Annotated in this window: 13 protein-coding genes and 1 riboswitch; all 13 genes read right to left on the reverse strand. The window is 38.1% G+C overall.

Translation table 11 applies throughout. The annotated features are described in order from the left end of the window. Positions 1 to 46: 46 nt before the first annotated feature. Positions 47 to 2305, reverse strand: coding sequence for a DUF5074 domain-containing protein (locus GFU89_RS11615; protein WP_318847274.1), 2259 nt, complete (start codon positions 2303 to 2305; stop codon positions 47 to 49). A gap of 28 nt (positions 2306 to 2333) precedes the next feature. After that, positions 2334 to 3527 carry a cell surface protein gene (locus GFU89_RS11620; RefSeq protein WP_318847275.1) on the reverse strand — a complete coding sequence of 398 codons (1194 nt, stop codon included), beginning with the start codon at positions 3525 to 3527 and terminating at the stop codon, positions 2334 to 2336. A 14-nt stretch (positions 3528 to 3541) separates the two neighbouring features. Further along, positions 3542 to 4675, reverse strand: coding sequence for a YncE family protein (locus GFU89_RS11625; RefSeq protein ID WP_318847276.1), 1134 nt, complete (start codon positions 4673 to 4675; stop codon positions 3542 to 3544). Beyond that, a complete protein-coding gene (locus GFU89_RS11630; RefSeq protein WP_318847277.1) occupies positions 4672 to 6705 on the reverse strand; it encodes a TonB-dependent receptor plug domain-containing protein in 2034 nt (677 codons plus the stop codon). Before GFU89_RS11630 ends, GFU89_RS11625 begins: the two co-directional genes overlap by 4 nt. A 108-nt stretch (positions 6706 to 6813) precedes the next feature. Next, positions 6814 to 6999: riboswitch (cobalamin riboswitch) on the reverse strand. A 91-nt stretch (positions 7000 to 7090) separates the two neighbouring features. Next, on the reverse strand, positions 7091 to 8038 hold the full coding sequence (locus tag GFU89_RS11635) for a transporter (RefSeq protein WP_318847278.1): 948 nt from the start codon (positions 8036 to 8038) through the stop codon (positions 7091 to 7093). Between the two features lie 12 nt (positions 8039 to 8050). Beyond that, on the reverse strand, positions 8051 to 9100 hold the full coding sequence (locus GFU89_RS11640; RefSeq protein ID WP_318847279.1) for a cytochrome-c peroxidase: 1050 nt from the start codon (positions 9098 to 9100) through the stop codon (positions 8051 to 8053). Then, entirely contained in the window at positions 9093 to 9923 is an 831-nt protein-coding gene (locus GFU89_RS11645) for an MbnP family protein (protein WP_318847280.1), read from the reverse strand. Before GFU89_RS11645 ends, GFU89_RS11640 begins: the two co-directional genes overlap by 8 nt. Positions 9924 to 10050: 127 nt before the next feature. Then, the gene (locus tag GFU89_RS11650; RefSeq protein ID WP_318847281.1) at positions 10051 to 10419 is read right to left on the reverse strand and encodes a hypothetical protein; all 369 of its coding nucleotides are present in this window, start codon (positions 10417 to 10419) and stop codon (positions 10051 to 10053) included. Between the two features lie 4 nt (positions 10420 to 10423). Continuing rightward, positions 10424 to 11098 (reverse strand): superoxide dismutase, encoded by a 675-nt coding sequence (locus GFU89_RS11655; RefSeq protein ID WP_318847282.1) that lies wholly within the window; start codon positions 11096 to 11098, stop codon positions 10424 to 10426. Positions 11099 to 11160: 62 nt separating this feature from the next. Next, positions 11161 to 11838, reverse strand: coding sequence for an SCO family protein (locus tag GFU89_RS11660; protein ID WP_318847283.1), 678 nt, complete (start codon positions 11836 to 11838; stop codon positions 11161 to 11163). Continuing rightward, positions 11825 to 12100 (reverse strand): YHS domain-containing protein, encoded by a 276-nt coding sequence (locus tag GFU89_RS11665; protein WP_318847284.1) that lies wholly within the window; start codon positions 12098 to 12100, stop codon positions 11825 to 11827. The genes GFU89_RS11660 and GFU89_RS11665 overlap by 14 nt, the downstream gene beginning before the upstream one ends. A 229-nt stretch (positions 12101 to 12329) precedes the next feature. Then, positions 12330 to 12692, reverse strand: a complete 363-nt coding sequence (locus GFU89_RS11670) for a hypothetical protein (protein ID WP_318847285.1) — start codon at positions 12690 to 12692, stop codon at positions 12330 to 12332. 491 nt (positions 12693 to 13183) lie between these two features. Beyond that, positions 13184 to 15166 carry a heavy metal translocating P-type ATPase gene (locus GFU89_RS11675; protein WP_318847286.1) on the reverse strand — a complete coding sequence of 661 codons (1983 nt, stop codon included), beginning with the start codon at positions 15164 to 15166 and terminating at the stop codon, positions 13184 to 13186. Between the last annotated feature and the right edge of the window lie 19 nt (positions 15167 to 15185).

Consider the following 15185-nt stretch of genomic DNA (forward strand, 5'->3'; position numbering starts at 1 on the left):
AGACTGGCCAGGGTTATATTAACAAGATTTACTATCTAAAATAGTATTAGTTTTTAATTACTTTTTGCTGGTATACAGCTTTATCTGTCACAGCTTTCAGAATATAAATACCTTTTGGAAGAGCACTTACATTGATCTGTCCGTTGTTCAGCTGTGCATTAACCACTCTGCCTGAAGCATCATACATAGAAACAGTCTGGATTTTCTCCTGAGTTTTAAGAGTAAGAATATCGGTAACCGGATTCGGATAAATACCAAACTCAAGCTTCTTCACCTCAGCAGTTGCCAAAGTAGCTCCTAAACTGTTTACACTCACTGTTTTTTCTACAAGCTTACCATTTGAGTTAAAGCTGATCACAATATCAGAAGTTCCTGAAACAAGCGGTGTCAGCACCAATTCATCATTATCGTTAATCACTGCAGAAACTGCTGTAGGATTACTGTTTGATTTTATAGATTTCACTACAGATACCGCCATATTATCAGCATCGGAAACGATTGTTTTCAGATCAATTGCAGTAGTACTTCCGGCTGTAAGCTGTGAAGGTAAAGTATTGCTTACCACAGGAACTGAATTATTGGTAAATACCGTCAGTGATGGGAACCAATAGTAATCATTCAAGGTTTTTGTATTGATAAGAGTTCCGGTCATATTATAAGTATGAATCCAGTTTTTCTGATAGTGTGCACCATATCCGCTTTCTGTTGTATTCAGAACAAGTTCACCCGTAATAGGATTTATACGAAGAGCCGCCCCGTAAGGGATTTGCTTAAACTGTCCTGTTTGTCCCGGAATGGCAGCAAAGTTTTCGTTAAATGTTTTAGTGGTTACATCAAATCTTACAATCTGCGTTCCTGAACTCCAGCTGCTGATTGAATTGATCCAGTATAAAGCATTTTCCTTGTTACTTGCTGTAAATCTACCTGCATGCCATGCTCCCCAGTCTCCCATATATTTGGTAGTAGGAATATTATAAACCTGCGTTGCAAAAGTAGTAGGATTGATGTTGATCAGCTTCTGATCCTGAATTCCCCATACACTTCCATCTTTAGCCTGAACCACTGAGTAAAAACCTCCAGCTATCGTACTGATCACGGTATCTGTAGCAGGATTAATAACCAAAATTCCTGCTCCTTGCTTCACTGCAAACACATATTGTGAAGTACGGATCATATTTCCGATCTGTCCGTTACCTCCTGTTCCAGCAATCAGAGAACCTACCTGCAGATTGTCAATATTGAAAAGAACAATTCCGGTAGAAGTACCAATGTAGCCTTTATGTTCATTTACTCCTACAAATGATCTTCCGTCTCCGCCACCGATTGTATTAAAACCGGCAATTTTCTGCATAGTCTGCGCATTGGCAACTACTAGTCTTCCGCCTGGAGTATATTGAGTATCTCCTCCATCGGCAGCCTGTTTTGATATGAAATAGAATTTATCTCCATAGATTGTTCCGTATTGTGTAGTCGCTCCGAAAGCCTGGTTATTGTTTGCGTTGCTGTACACACGGTAATTGATCTGACCGTTATTGTCAATAAAATTAACAGAACCGTTGGTGTGACCAAACCATTCTTCATTCACCATGAAATATCCGTTCGTAAAGTTATTGGAAGCTACATACGGTGATACAGGAGTGATGGTAGAAGAGACAGGTGTTTGATTAAATCCTACATTGAAATTCCAGACATCCCATGAACCGTTTTCCAATGCACGTGAAGAAGCTCCAACGCTAGAATATCCAAAATCAGCATCTGCAGGATTCTTTACCCAATAAGACCAATATCCGTTCACGGTCCATCCGGACTGCCAGTGATCATTAGCAGCATCTACAATGGTATAGCTGTCAAAATCATAAGCCGTTGTATTAACAAAACCATTCACCGGATATAACGGATAAGTGGTATTTCCACTTTTGATCAGTGCATTGGTCCCTTGACCGTTCAGGTCAAAACCTATTCCTCCTACTGCTGATCCAAATTGTGTTCCCTGATACAGCAATGTGTATAGTCTGTGGTCTGCTTTAGCAATCGCTTTCAGCATGTCTTCTCCTGTGGCATTTCCGTCCCATTTGAATCCCCAAACCATCGCATCAGGGTTTTTGCTGTCGTTCCACTGTACTACAAAAGCAGCCTGGTTCGCTCCGGATCCTACCCAATACTGAATATCAGAAAAACTGATCGTAGTGGTATTAAGATTGCTGATCCCTGAAATATCATTTCGGGGTACACCTTGAACCTTTATCTGTGCATTCGATACGCATGCAAACAGAAAAAGCATCATAAAAAGATAAAACTTTTTCATTCTTTATTAATTTAAATAGATTGTAATATTATTTGAAATGTAAATCGTAAGCTCCTGCCACTTCTGTGGAAACTTCACCCAGCCAGCCAGCTTCCTGATTGACTCCTGTATATATTTTCATAAAATCTACTCCGGGAAGTTTCACATATTTCCCACTTCTGTCTACGGCCCAGGAAATATCAATATTGGAAGCTTCATCATTATTCGGGGCATTATCAGCATATCCGAAATCATATGACTTTCCTACCCAATATGACCCGTCTCCGTTCTGATCGTAAAAATTATTCGCCAGTCTTGTTCCCGAAAAACCGTAAGAACTATCTGTAAACCATAAAGGATAATAGCTCTGTGCATGGAAAGTATTTTTTGTTTTAAAACCCTGATTCCCCAGATTGTCATTCCATTTGATATATTCTACATCGGTCTGCCAAAACTCAGTTCCGGCTACAGGGGTTTTATTTTCATCAGGTTTATGGTACGTTATACTGTACTCTTTTACCGTTGTATTTTTAAAATATTCACTGCCTGCAATTTCGTACCACTCATCATTATCAGGTTTTCCGTTTTTGTTTCTGTCGTAGGCCACCATGATAATTCCCGGTTCACAAGATCCTGAACGCTGATCACTGGCATCATTTCCAAAGAATGCATTTCCAAGCACTTTAAAATCTCTTCCATTCAGGTTCGGAACAGTATGGTCAAAACCAAAAACCACATATCCACCATATCCTCCCAGACTGATCATACTGGAATTGCCTCCCACTAACGACTCATTTGCTTTTTGAAGCATATTTGCTGCGGTATTTCCGGGTAAATATTCAGGAATTTCATTCATAAACTGTCCTACGGCAGGACGGAATTCCAATACTTTGGCGATATATTTACTGTAGGGCGTTTTTTCTTTGGTAACGATGATTTTAGAATGATATACCTGTTCTTTCCCTTTATTATTAATTTTTAAAGTCAGAGGATAGGCATCTGCCGTGGGGCTGATAAATTCAAGTTCTGAATTTTGAGAGATAATAGAATCATTGACACTCCATGTTACAGATCCTGATGCATTGGTTGGGATACTCAACACCTTAAAACGTTCAATGGAATAAGAATCGTCAAGACCATTAAAGGTAAACTCATCTTCATCATCATGTTTACAGGCTATCACTCCTACCAGGAAACATGATAATACTCCGATTTTTAAATAAGTAAAGGTATTTCGTTTCATTTCTTAAAGTTTGATTATTTGTATAAAAAAGCGAAGTGAGCCGGGATATTTCCGCCCTCCGTTTTCCATTTAAAATGTCCGTTTTTATCAAAGCAATACACAAATCCCAGGGAAACATAATTCCTTGCATCTGTAATATAGATATCTTCTGTAATGGGGTTTACTGTAATTCCGTAAGGTGTTTTAATTGCGGCTTCATATTGTTGGTCAAAAATTCTGTTGGCAATAATCTGTTCTGTTTTTACATCAATGATCCCAAAGCTTTTTTTGTAACTGTGGGTGTTGTAATTGAATTCGTTTCCATAGAAATAAAGCTTATCGTTCACAATTGTCATTTCACTCACTGCGAGATGAAAGTCTTTTTTGACAGCACCTGTTGCTGCATCTAATAAATATAAACTGGAAGCAACTTCATAATAATTCCCTCTTGAACTTACATACAGATCACCGTAGTTGTCTTTTTTAATGTGATGAAGATTGATAGCTACATCCAGTTTTTTGATCTCTGTAAAGCTGTTCAAATCTATTACGGAAACGGTCTTGTCATAGTTGGGCGCCCGGTATCCTCCGGAATTGGCAACAAAAAGCTGGTTTCCAACAATCTCCATTTCTTCCGGCTGATATCCTACCGTTACTTCACGATTGATAGAAAGGGAGGTGGTATCAATTTCCACTACTTTTCCCTTGGGTGCTTTAGGGTTAATATCTACCGGACCTGCATAGCTGCTGGCATACGCTTTCCCATCTTTGAAGGCTAGATATCTGCAGTTTTGCAGCGGAATAGAAGTAATTCGTTTGGCTGTTTTCGCATCCAGAACTTCAATTTTGTTGGAAACATTGACCACGATATACAGTTTGCTTCCGTAGACTTTGATATCATTTCCTACATCTCCCAGTTCTTTTACCACGTTGGGGTTAATTTCCGCATAGATGTTCCGGTAGTAGGTTCCTTTGGTATAATCAAAAAAATCCAGTGTACATTTGTTGCTTCCCATATTCCCTTCGTTCAGCATATAAAAGCCTTTTATGGCTGTATTTTCTGAGGGAAGTCCTTCCACCACTTCCTGACGGACAATGACATCATCTGTACGGCATGAAGTAAGAAAAGCTAATACAAGAAACAGAAAATAAAAGTTTAGTTTTCTCATAAGGTGAAGTTTAGAATAAGTTTAAAGTTTCTTCCCGGCATTGGATAGTTGATGACCACATCATAATATTGGTTGAAGATATTATTCATCTCAAGGCTTACTTTAAATTGATGATTCGCCCAGTTGATTTTTTTCTGAACAGACAGATCATGAGTGTACCAAGGCTGTACATAATTGTATTGGATATTATCCTGGTTCACATCATAGCGTTTTCCTACATACATCGCACTGTAATTGAAACTCCAGTCTTTGTAATCTGCCATCAGGGTAAATGAACCACTGTGCCATGGCGTATAAGGAATCTGATTTTTGTAGAATGTATCTTCCGGATCTGTCATATCTCTTGCACTTTGGTAGGTGTAAGAAAATAATGGCCTCAGTTTTACTTTTCCTAACTGCATTTCTGCCTGAACGTTTACATCAGTACCAATGATTTCTACCAATCCAAGGTTCATCATCAGCCAACGGAACATACTTCCGTTAGGAGCTGCGACAATTTTGTCCTGTACTTTGTTGTAGTAGCCGTCTACTTTAGCATAAAAGGATTTAAAGAAATGGTCATTATAATTCTTCTGGTAAGTAAATCCAACATCATACTGATTGGTAAATTCCGGTTTCAGGTAAGTATTTCCTATATTGGTATAATAAAGGTCATTGAAAGTAGGCAGTCGGAAAATTCTTTTATAGAAAGCTCTGAGGGTAAGCTCAGGAATGATTTCAGGCTGATAGCTCATAAATACTGCAGGTGTCCATTCTCTGCTGTCTCCGGGCCTTTTGTTTTTTCTTACTTCTTCAAAGGTAAATGTTCCTAAAAGGCTTCCCAGAATTTTCAACCTGTTCCACTGGTAAGTTGTAGCTAAAGCGACTAATGTTGTATAGCGTGTAGGATAAGAAAAGTTATCCAGGTTGGCATCCAGATTATTGTACTGAAAATCTCCGCTCAGGCTGACATCCCAATTGGGAGTGATAGAATAGACATTGGATGAGGAAAGATAAACCTCTCTTTGGATGTACACATTATCTGTATACATAATAGACTGAGAACGGACTGTATCCATAAAATGGGTATAATCGTAGGCAAATTTTGCTTTCAGCTGTGTTTCAAATTTTGGGAACAACTTTTTTCTCAGGTTGGCCTGTATAAAATAATTCTCATCGGAAAGTCTCGCTCCTCTTCCACCAAAACGGCCATTCACAATAGGAGCCGGCATTCCACGGTCTGAAATATAACCATAACCTCTGATGTTCCAGCTTCCGTTATTTAAAGTTCCGTTTAAGGAAGTTTCAAAGCGTTTTGCTTTAATATCCGAATCCTGTCTTTTTGCAATGGTATCATAAGCCTGCTGCCCATCAGGATATTTTTTAGCATATCGAAACCTGTAGATTCCATCACTTTGCATAAATTCGGCACTGAAACTGGCAGAAACCCTGTCTGATACTTTCTGCTCTAATCGGAATGATGGATTAAAAAGATCAATGGAGGCACTTTTGGCTCTTATCACAAGGTTGGTTTTCCTTGTTCCTTTAAATACTGGTATTTTAGGCTGTAAGTAGATAGATCCCGAAGAGCCGAAATCTTTTGCAGGCTGGAAAATCTCACTTTTCTGACCATTATACAATGATATTTCTTCAAGATCGTCCAATGAATATCTTCCGAGGTCAACAAGCCCATTCTGTGCATTTCCCAGTTGAATTCCGTCATAGAAAACACCTACATGCTGGCTTCCAAGACTTCGGACGTTAATGGTTTTCAGACCACCCATACCACCGTAGTCTTTGATCTGAACTCCGGAAAAATACCGAAGAGCATCCGCAACGGAATGACTGTTCAGTCTTTCCAGCTCTTCTCCCTGTAATGTTTGTGCCGGAACGATTTCCTTAAAGTTCTTTTTGTAGAGACTGATCACCTTGATGGATTCTTCCTTCAGCGTATCATTTTTCTTTTTTTGGGAATATAAAAGCTGAGATGCGATCACCAGTATTGTGAAAACAGCTTTATGAATTGTAGAAGTAGTCAGTTTTGCCGCCATTAGCTCATTTAGGATAATGATGACGCTAATGGATGTAAGAAAACAACGACAAAGCACAGCTGTCACTGCACAGAATCATTGATGTCCTAAGCTTTATTCCACGAAAGCGTCAAACGATTATGGTCTGGCAGGTCTTCTGACTTACTCCATTTTTGAAATCCTTCCCATTAAAAAACAGTGGATATATTTTTCAAAAACTTTGGTGTGGAGCTTACAGCAGCGGGTCTGTTCCGGATTTTCACCGGATTCCCTTTTAAGAGCTTTTTAGGGCTCACCAAATTTCGGCAAAGATAAAAAATTATTCCTAACCCCCAATTAAAATCATGATTCAGAAACAATTAAAGCCCCCGAAGGAGCTTTAACAGTATTAAAAAGAGAGTTTATTTTAAATTCCGATATTCAGGAAAATACTGAACCTGGATTTTGCTTCAATGTCTCCTCCTGCCAAGCGGGTGTACATAGGAAGCATGAGTTCACTTCCCAAACTCAGTTTTTTATAAGAAGCTTCAAATCCTAATTTCCCATACAACGCACTTCCTGCAGTATTGGGTAAAGCTTCATCGAACTGTTTATTCTGAGCATAGACTTCTCCCTGAACTCCTGTTTTTACAGAAAAGATAGATTTTTCATTTCCTGCAACCTGATAAAAACCTGTTGCAGCATAGTTCCACTGATTTCCGAAACGGTAGTTTTTCTTATTTTCCGTTTTTATGGTATAATCTGTATTGACCAATACGGCTACTTTATTTTTCTGAAATTTATAATTCAAAGCAGCCTGATAATCCCAGCTTCCGGTTCCGAGCTGAAAACTCGGATTGACACCGGAGATTCCTTTTTCGTCAAATTTTCCCAAAGGAATTTTTACGCCCAAACCTCCACTCAGGTGATGGGAATTATCTTTAGAACTCATCAGCTGGTAAATTCCCATCAGGTTCAGATCGCCAATTCCATTGATTTTAATATCTCCCTGCATGGTTTTCTTTTCATGGAAATGGAAGGGCAGACTTGCATATACACTCAGCTTATTAGTTAAGGGAATTTTCCCCCAAATCTGCAGGGTATTGAAATACTGATCCTGTGTAAGGTCTTTTACAAATAGGTTCTCCTTTGCTTTGTAATGCTGTGCAAAGTATTTGATCCCTATAAACTGTGGATTCAATAAAGACTCGAAGCCGGATGATCCGTTTCCTGCAGCACAACCGCAAGCGTCACAATCATCATCAAAATCAAACCTGCTAAAGGTTTCCGGAGAAATATAAACGCTGTCTCTAATGGTCTTCGCCTGATACTGATTAAACAGGATTAAACTTAGTATGAATATAATCTTCTTCATGTTTTCTATAAATTATTCTGCAAATTTTGGATTGGATATAAAACTTTTATCAGACAGGGTTTTCAGGAATGCTATAATTGATTGTTTTTCCTGACTGTTCATGGCAATTCCTATATGACCGTTCTGTTTCAGCTGTGGGTCAAGATTGGTATTATCTTCTACCTGATCTGAATAGAAGTTGAGTACCGCATCTAGGGTGTAAAACCTTCCATCATGCATGTAAGGAGCTGTATATTCTACATTTCTTAGACTCGGAACCCGGAATTTCATCCAATCTACCTGATTTAGGGTCACTCTGTAACGCCCTGCATCCTTGAATTCCGTATTATAATACATTCCTGTATTCCGGAAACTTTCATCAGTAAACAGTTCTCCGCTATGACAAGAGGCACATTTTTGCCCGAATAATGCCATTCCCTGAGATTCGGTTGAAGTCAATTGTTCCTTTCCCTGTTTGAATCTGTCATATTTTGAATCTGCAGAAATCAGTGAAGCCATAAACTGAGATAAAGCTTTCAGAATTCGTTCTCCGGTAATGGTTTCGTCTCCATAAGCTTCTCGGAAAAGTCTTTTATACTTCTGGTCATCTTTTATTTTCGAAATCGCTTCCGGTATGGAGCTGTCCATTTCATTAACGTCTGTAATAGGACTAATGGGCTGTTCATTAAGATTATGAATCACTCCGTCCCACATATACCTTTTCAAAAAAGCCATATTCTGAATGGGTGGTGCATTTCTGATTCCGATTCTGTCATCTACGCCATGGCTTACAGTATGCCCGTGGTGGGTAAAAGCATTTTCCTGAATATGGCAGAACCCGCATGAGATGGTATTATTTCTGGAAAGTCTTCCTTCATAGAATAGTTTCCGCCCCAGTTCTACTCCATTTTTTGTCACCGGATTAATGGATTTATCGAATGTCATTTCGGGAAAATAAGAAGGAAACTGCAGATTATATGCTTCATCTTTTTCCAACGGCTGTATCACCTCATCAGAGCATGAAATACAGCTCAACAGAAATACAAGCAGAACCAGTATCGTTTTAACAAAAAAATTAATCATTGTGAACGTGGTCTACTTTAAACATTTTCTTAAGATTGTTGGTAACATCTACCAGGTGCTGGTTTGAACCCATCAGCATATCATTGGCTGTTGTAAGAGTAAGTGCTTTATCTCCACTCAAGAACTGGTTAAGATCTGCCAGAATATGAATAGATGGACGAATCTGTCCTGTCACTCTTGCCGTTGTTGGAAGGTTCAATGTAATTTCACGGTATAAATCGGGCTGTTCGTTAGCTATAACATTTCCCATATTTCCGGTATGATTCATGAATTCTTTAGAAGGAGAATCTGCACCATATTTCCCTTCCAGTTTCACAAAAACATATCCTGCAGCCCATGACCACGACATCCCTTTCTGCTTAGCTTTCGTCCAGAATTCAGCTTGCCCGTCTTGTCCCAGCAAGTAAGCTTTCTGGCTGATTCCCAACCCGAATCTTATTTTTTTATAATTATTTTTCTGAATACCATCCAGATTCAGATAGACCACTCCAGCTACAGCATCTGCCTGATCCACAATAAATGCTCCTTTATCAGGATTGTTTTCGTTGTATTTAAATTCATTTCCGTTCTCATCAATCAGTGTAATATTACTGATGACATATTTTAATGCCGAAAAATTATGTTTCTGTCCCTGAGAAGAAGTCTGCACTGTCTGATTTAAAATAACATCTCCTACATTATTAAATCCGTTTTGAAATTTGATCTGAAGTTTTCCAGGTGTAGTATCTTGTGAATTATCGTCATCCCTGCTGCTGTCGCAGGATACAAAAGAGAATAAAGTAAAGGCAATAAAGAATAATGATAAAAATTTATAAATTTTCATTGTTGATTTTTTAAGTTGAATTATATTTTTGAAATGTGAAAACATTCTTTTTTACCACAAAAGGCACAAAGTTTTTACACTTAAGTTTATTAAGTGACTTTTATGGTTGAATCATGATATGAATAACTTAAAAAACCGGCGGTTTGAAAATATGGCTGAGAAACAGAAAAGAATAGGCTGTTTCGTAGATAAAGTTGAAATTGAAAAACGGGCGTTTTTCAGTAGTCATGATCTCTGCAGTTTCAGGCAGGATATAGGTATCAAGGATCTTCTGTCCTGAGTTTTTGAGTTTCTGAAAAGGGGAAGTTTCTGAATCATTGGTCTTGGCCAATTCTTTACTCAAGTAACATTTCCCGTTGCAGTGTACCTCCGGCCTTGCTTTATTTATACAAAGGACTTTGGTGATATAATCATAATTTACAGCATACTCTACCAATGGCACCAAAGGTCTTAGCACCATATAAAAAGTAAAAAGTATGCTGTAAAGTAATTTCATCAGATTATTTTTTGCTTACAGCTTCTTCATATCTTCTGCTGATCTCCTTCCAGTTGGTAACATTCCAGATAGCGGTAAGATAATCTGCTCTTTTATTCTGATATTTTAAATAATAAGCATGTTCCCAGACATCAATCCCGAAAACAGGTGTTCCTTTCTCTTCCACTACATCCATCAAAGGATTATCCTGGTTAGGAGTAGAGGAAACAAACAATTTCCCATCTTTTCCTACAGAAAGCCAAGCCCATCCTGAACCGAAACGGTCTGCTCCGGCTTTAGCCATTTTTTCTTTAAAAGCATCCATACTTCCGAAAGTTTCAGTGATGGCTTTTGCTAATTTTGCAGAAGGCTGTGTATTTTTCTGAGGAGTAAGTACCGTCCAGAACAGTTCATGGTTGTAATGTCCTCCCGCATTATTTCTCACCGCAGCAGGCAGTTTTGAAACATTGGAAAGAATCTGAAACAACGTTTCTTTTTCCTGTGGAGTTCCTGTAATAGCCTTATTCAGGTTGGCTACATATGCTGCAGCATGTTTTGAATAATGAATTTCCATAGTCTGGGCATCAATATTTCCCTCCAGAGCATTATAAGCATATGGCAGAGGTGTCTGCTTAAACTGAGCCAGTGCAAACTGAGCCGCGAAAACTGCACTTAAAGCAGCTATTTTCATAATCTTCATAACTTTTTTGTTTATGGTTGAACAATGTTTTTCTTTCATCAGCAACGGGAATGAAAAATCCGTTACTTCAATAACTTTTTAATATCTTCTATCAGGATTTCTCTGTCAGGATGGTATTTCCCGGTCAGCTTGGGAGTTTTTCCTTCCGGATCTTCGTAATTTAATCCTGAATAATACAGAATAGGCATATTCTGTTTGTTGTACCTGCAACGGATATTTCCGTCCTGATCTACGAGGGCAATCATTCCGCTGTGGTTCAGACTTTCTCCTTCATTTTCTTTATCACCAACGTAGATATTAAATTGATCAGCAAGATCCCCAATGTATGTACGGTCTCCGGTCAGAAAATGCCAGTTGGGAGATTTTGCCCCTATTCTTTCAGCATGTTCTTTAAGAGCTGATGGAGTATCATTTTCCGGATCAATACTGATAGAGATAATCCCGAAGTTGGGATCATTGACCTGATTCTGAATGGCCTTCATATTGGTATTCATTACAGGACATATGGTGGGACATTTGCTGAAGAAAAATTCTACCAGATAAACCTTTCCCAACATATCTTTATTGGTGATTTTTTTACTGTTCTGATCGGTCAGTTCAAAATCAGGAACTTTCATAACGGTATAAAGGTTCTTTTTAAAATACCCCATTCCTATACCGATTCCTACGAAAAGTAATGCAATAACCGCAATGGGTATAATTACTTTACTTTTATTGTTGGTCTTATTATTTTTGGGCATATTTCTCAGGGCTTTTTTTGAATTCATCTTTACAGTAAGAACTGCAAAAACCATACGTTTTACTTTTATATACAGCAGTATCTTTTAGAAATCCGGCAGTTTCCATATGGCATATCGGATCTTTTTCATTCACTACCTGTACATTTTCTATATTTTTTGCGGAAGAACTCATGTGGCTTTTATGCTTTACCTGAGGAGTTTCCTTTGCACAAGACCATAGTGATATTGACAGCAGAGCAGTCAAAATAATAGGAGATTTCATTTTGATGTTAAATTGAAATTAATAATGTTAAATAAGATTATGATGCAAAGCACAAGTCTAAAATTCATGAACAGTAAGCCTAGCAACACAAGATTTCTGAAAACAAATTCCTGTGTTTTTTACAGCTTACAATTATTGATTTTAATTGTCCAGCATATCTTGAACGACTTTTTAATGAAAGTATAAGAACGCTCATTTTACAAACTAAAATTATAGTTTAAAATAAAAGTTAAGCTAAAGGAGGATGGAATATCCTGGAGAAGTATTCTGAAGAATGAGAATTAAAGTAGCTTGAATCCGGAACTTCAGTATGTAATTCGGAGTTTGGCTGAGCTGAAAAAGAAAGAATATCGTGAGAAATAAAGACATCCAGGCCGGCAATCTTTATCGTTTGAGAGCTATTGGATTGTTTTTCTGTTTTGGCCAGTTCTTTTTCCACATAGCACTTTCCTTTACATGTTGACTGTGGTACATTTCTGTTCTCACAAAGGTTTTTCACAATATAATCATAGTTCACAGCATAATTTACCAGTGGCAAAACGGGACGTACTGCAACGGTAAAAATGATGAATATGGAAATGAATAACCTCAACGATTTAATTCTCTGTTACAAATATACTACTTCAAAATTGTTTTATAACAGATTTATGATGAATGTCATTATGCTTATCTACTGTTACCTATAAAAATCACAAAACTGTGCCTGTCACCGGTATAATATTATTCCGACCTTTGAGTAAGACTTTAGACCTAAATAAAAATTTAGTTCTTTATATACAATTTAATCTTGTTGATAAAAGCTCTGCTGATGTTTTTGGCAGAGCTTTTTCTTATTTTGTTGGGACTCTCAAAGGTGCTCAAATACTTACTGTTTTTGAATGAGACTGATCATTAGATTCCTATAGAATGACAGACTGTGTGTATCATTTTTATACTCGTTGTAATTGTCACTCTGCAGGAGTCTCAATAGCATATGAATTTTAATAAAATGACTGGCATGATGTGTAATTTAAAGCAAAAGCTCCACTGAAATTCAGCAGAGCTTTTATTGAATATAATTGAGTTGTGTTTATTATTTGCTTTTTAAAATTTCATTCTCTGAATTCTCACTGCATTTAAAATAGCCAGCAACGCTACTCCTACATCGGCAAAGACGGCTTCCCACATTGTTGCCAGCCCTCCTGCTCCGAGGATCAGAACAACGGCTTTTACAGCAAAGGCAAGAATAATATTCTGCCAAACGATCTTTTTCGTTTGTTTTCCGATGTTGATAGCCATTGGGATTTTACTTGGTTTGTCATCCTGAATTACCACATCTGCCGTTTCAATGGTAGCATCACTTCCTAAACCTCCCATCGCAATTCCTACATCACTTAATGCAACTACGGGTGCATCATTTACTCCGTCTCCTACGAAAGCTACGGTCTGGTTTTTAGCTTTGATCTCCTTAACCTTATTTACTTTATCTTCAGGCAGCAAATCTCCGAACGCATTGTCTATTCCCAGCTGATCTGCTACATATTTTACAACGGTACTTTTATCTCCGCTCAGCATCGTGGCTTTTACATTCATCTTGTGGAGATTGTCCACGGTTTCTTTGGCATCTTCTTTTATGCTGTCAGCAATGGTGATATATCCTGCAAACTTTTTATCATAAGCTACTGCGATCACCGTGTACACAATATTGGCGTGGTTGATATCATAACTGATATTGAACTTATCCATCAGTTTAAAATTTCCTACCAGAAGTTCTTTCCCATTAATGGTTGCTTTCAGCCCATGGCCTGCAATTTCTTCTAAATTTTCTAAAGGGATCGCGTGATTAATATCTCCTACATAATTGTGAATAGCTGTTGCAACTGGATGGGTACTTTTGCTTTCAAGAACATTGACCATCTGAAGAATTTCTTCTTTATTAAATTCAGAGCTCATGCTCACTTCCTGCACTTTGAATACGCCTTCCGTCATGGTTCCTGTTTTATCCATCACTACATTCTGAATCTCTGCAATGCTGTCCAGGAAATTACTTCCTTTGAATAATATTCCGTTTCGGCTTGCCGCGCCAATTCCTCCGAAATATCCTAATGGGATTGAGATAACCAAGGCACAAGGGCAAGAAATTACAAGGAATATCAATGCTCTGTACAACCAGTCTCTGAACTGATAGTCACTTACAAAGAAATAAGGCAGTAAACAGATTCCTATAGCCAGAAATACAACGATAGGGGTATATACTTTCGCAAATTTTCTGATGAATAATTCTGTAGGCGCTTTCTGAGCCGTGGCATTCTGAACCATTTCTAATATTTTACTCAGCTTGCTGTCTTCATAAGCAGTAGTTACTTTTACCAAAGCAATACTGTTCATATTGATCATTCCTGCAAGAACCACTTCGCCTTTATTTTTAGTATCAGGTTTACTTTCACCTGTTAAGGCTGCGGTATTGAATGAAGCAGAATCTGAAAGCAGCTCACCATCCAGTGCCAGTTTCTCACCGGGTTTCAGCTGAATAATATCTGCTATTTTAGCTTCTTTGGCTTTCATTGTTTTTGGCTGATTATTTTCCATAATCGTCACCTCATCAGGACGCTGATCCAATAACGCTTTTATATTTCCTTTGGCTCTGGTTACCGCCATAGACTGGAATACCTCTCCTACTGCGTAAAACAGCATTACTGCTACTCCTTCAGGATATTCCCCGATAGCAAAAGCTCCGATAGTTGCTATACTCATCAAAAAGAATTCTGAAAACACATCTCCTTTGATGATACTCTTATAAGCATCCTTTAATACAGGAAACCCTACAGGAATATAAGCTATCAGGAACCATACTAAGCGAACCCAGCCCGTAAACCATGCGGGTTTTATATAGTTATCAAAAGCAATTCCCAATAATAAGATGGCAAAGGATATAATGGCAGGAAGGAACATCTGAAAGACCGTCTGATCTCCGGAGTCATGGGAGTGATCATGGCCGTCATGGTTATGACCATCACCTTCTGTATGATTGTGTTGGTGTCCTTTTGTATCTGGTTTTTCCGGGGTTGTACTACAGCATTTTTCCATAACTGATATTTTTATACAA

The organism is Chryseobacterium sp. JV558 (assembly GCF_033712365.1).
In the GTDB taxonomy this organism is placed as follows: domain Bacteria; phylum Bacteroidota; class Bacteroidia; order Flavobacteriales; family Weeksellaceae; genus Chryseobacterium.

Bases quoted from the DNA above. Each gene is read 5' to 3' on its own strand.
- GFU89_RS11615 (WP_318847274.1), bottom strand. From the start codon at position 2,305: ATGAAAAAGTTTTATCTTTTTATGATGCTTTTTCTGTTTGCATGCGTA.
- GFU89_RS11620 (WP_318847275.1), bottom strand. From the start codon at position 3,527: ATGAAACGAAATACCTTTACTTATTTAAAAATCGGAGTATTATCATGT.
- GFU89_RS11625 (WP_318847276.1), bottom strand. From the start codon at position 4,675: ATGAGAAAACTAAACTTTTATTTTCTGTTTCTTGTATTAGCTTTTCTT.
- GFU89_RS11630 (WP_318847277.1), bottom strand. From the start codon at position 6,705: ATGGCGGCAAAACTGACTACTTCTACAATTCATAAAGCTGTTTTCACA.
- GFU89_RS11635 (WP_318847278.1), bottom strand. From the start codon at position 8,038: ATGAAGAAGATTATATTCATACTAAGTTTAATCCTGTTTAATCAGTAT.
- GFU89_RS11640 (WP_318847279.1), bottom strand. From the start codon at position 9,100: ATGATTAATTTTTTTGTTAAAACGATACTGGTTCTGCTTGTATTTCTG.
- GFU89_RS11645 (WP_318847280.1), bottom strand. From the start codon at position 9,923: ATGAAAATTTATAAATTTTTATCATTATTCTTTATTGCCTTTACTTTA.
- GFU89_RS11650 (WP_318847281.1), bottom strand. From the start codon at position 10,419: ATGAAATTACTTTACAGCATACTTTTTACTTTTTATATGGTGCTAAGA.
- GFU89_RS11655 (WP_318847282.1), bottom strand. From the start codon at position 11,098: ATGAAGATTATGAAAATAGCTGCTTTAAGTGCAGTTTTCGCGGCTCAG.
- GFU89_RS11660 (WP_318847283.1), bottom strand. From the start codon at position 11,838: ATGCCCAAAAATAATAAGACCAACAATAAAAGTAAAGTAATTATACCC.
- GFU89_RS11665 (WP_318847284.1), bottom strand. From the start codon at position 12,100: ATGAAATCTCCTATTATTTTGACTGCTCTGCTGTCAATATCACTATGG.
- GFU89_RS11675 (WP_318847286.1), bottom strand. From the start codon at position 15,166: ATGGAAAAATGCTGTAGTACAACCCCGGAAAAACCAGATACAAAAGGA.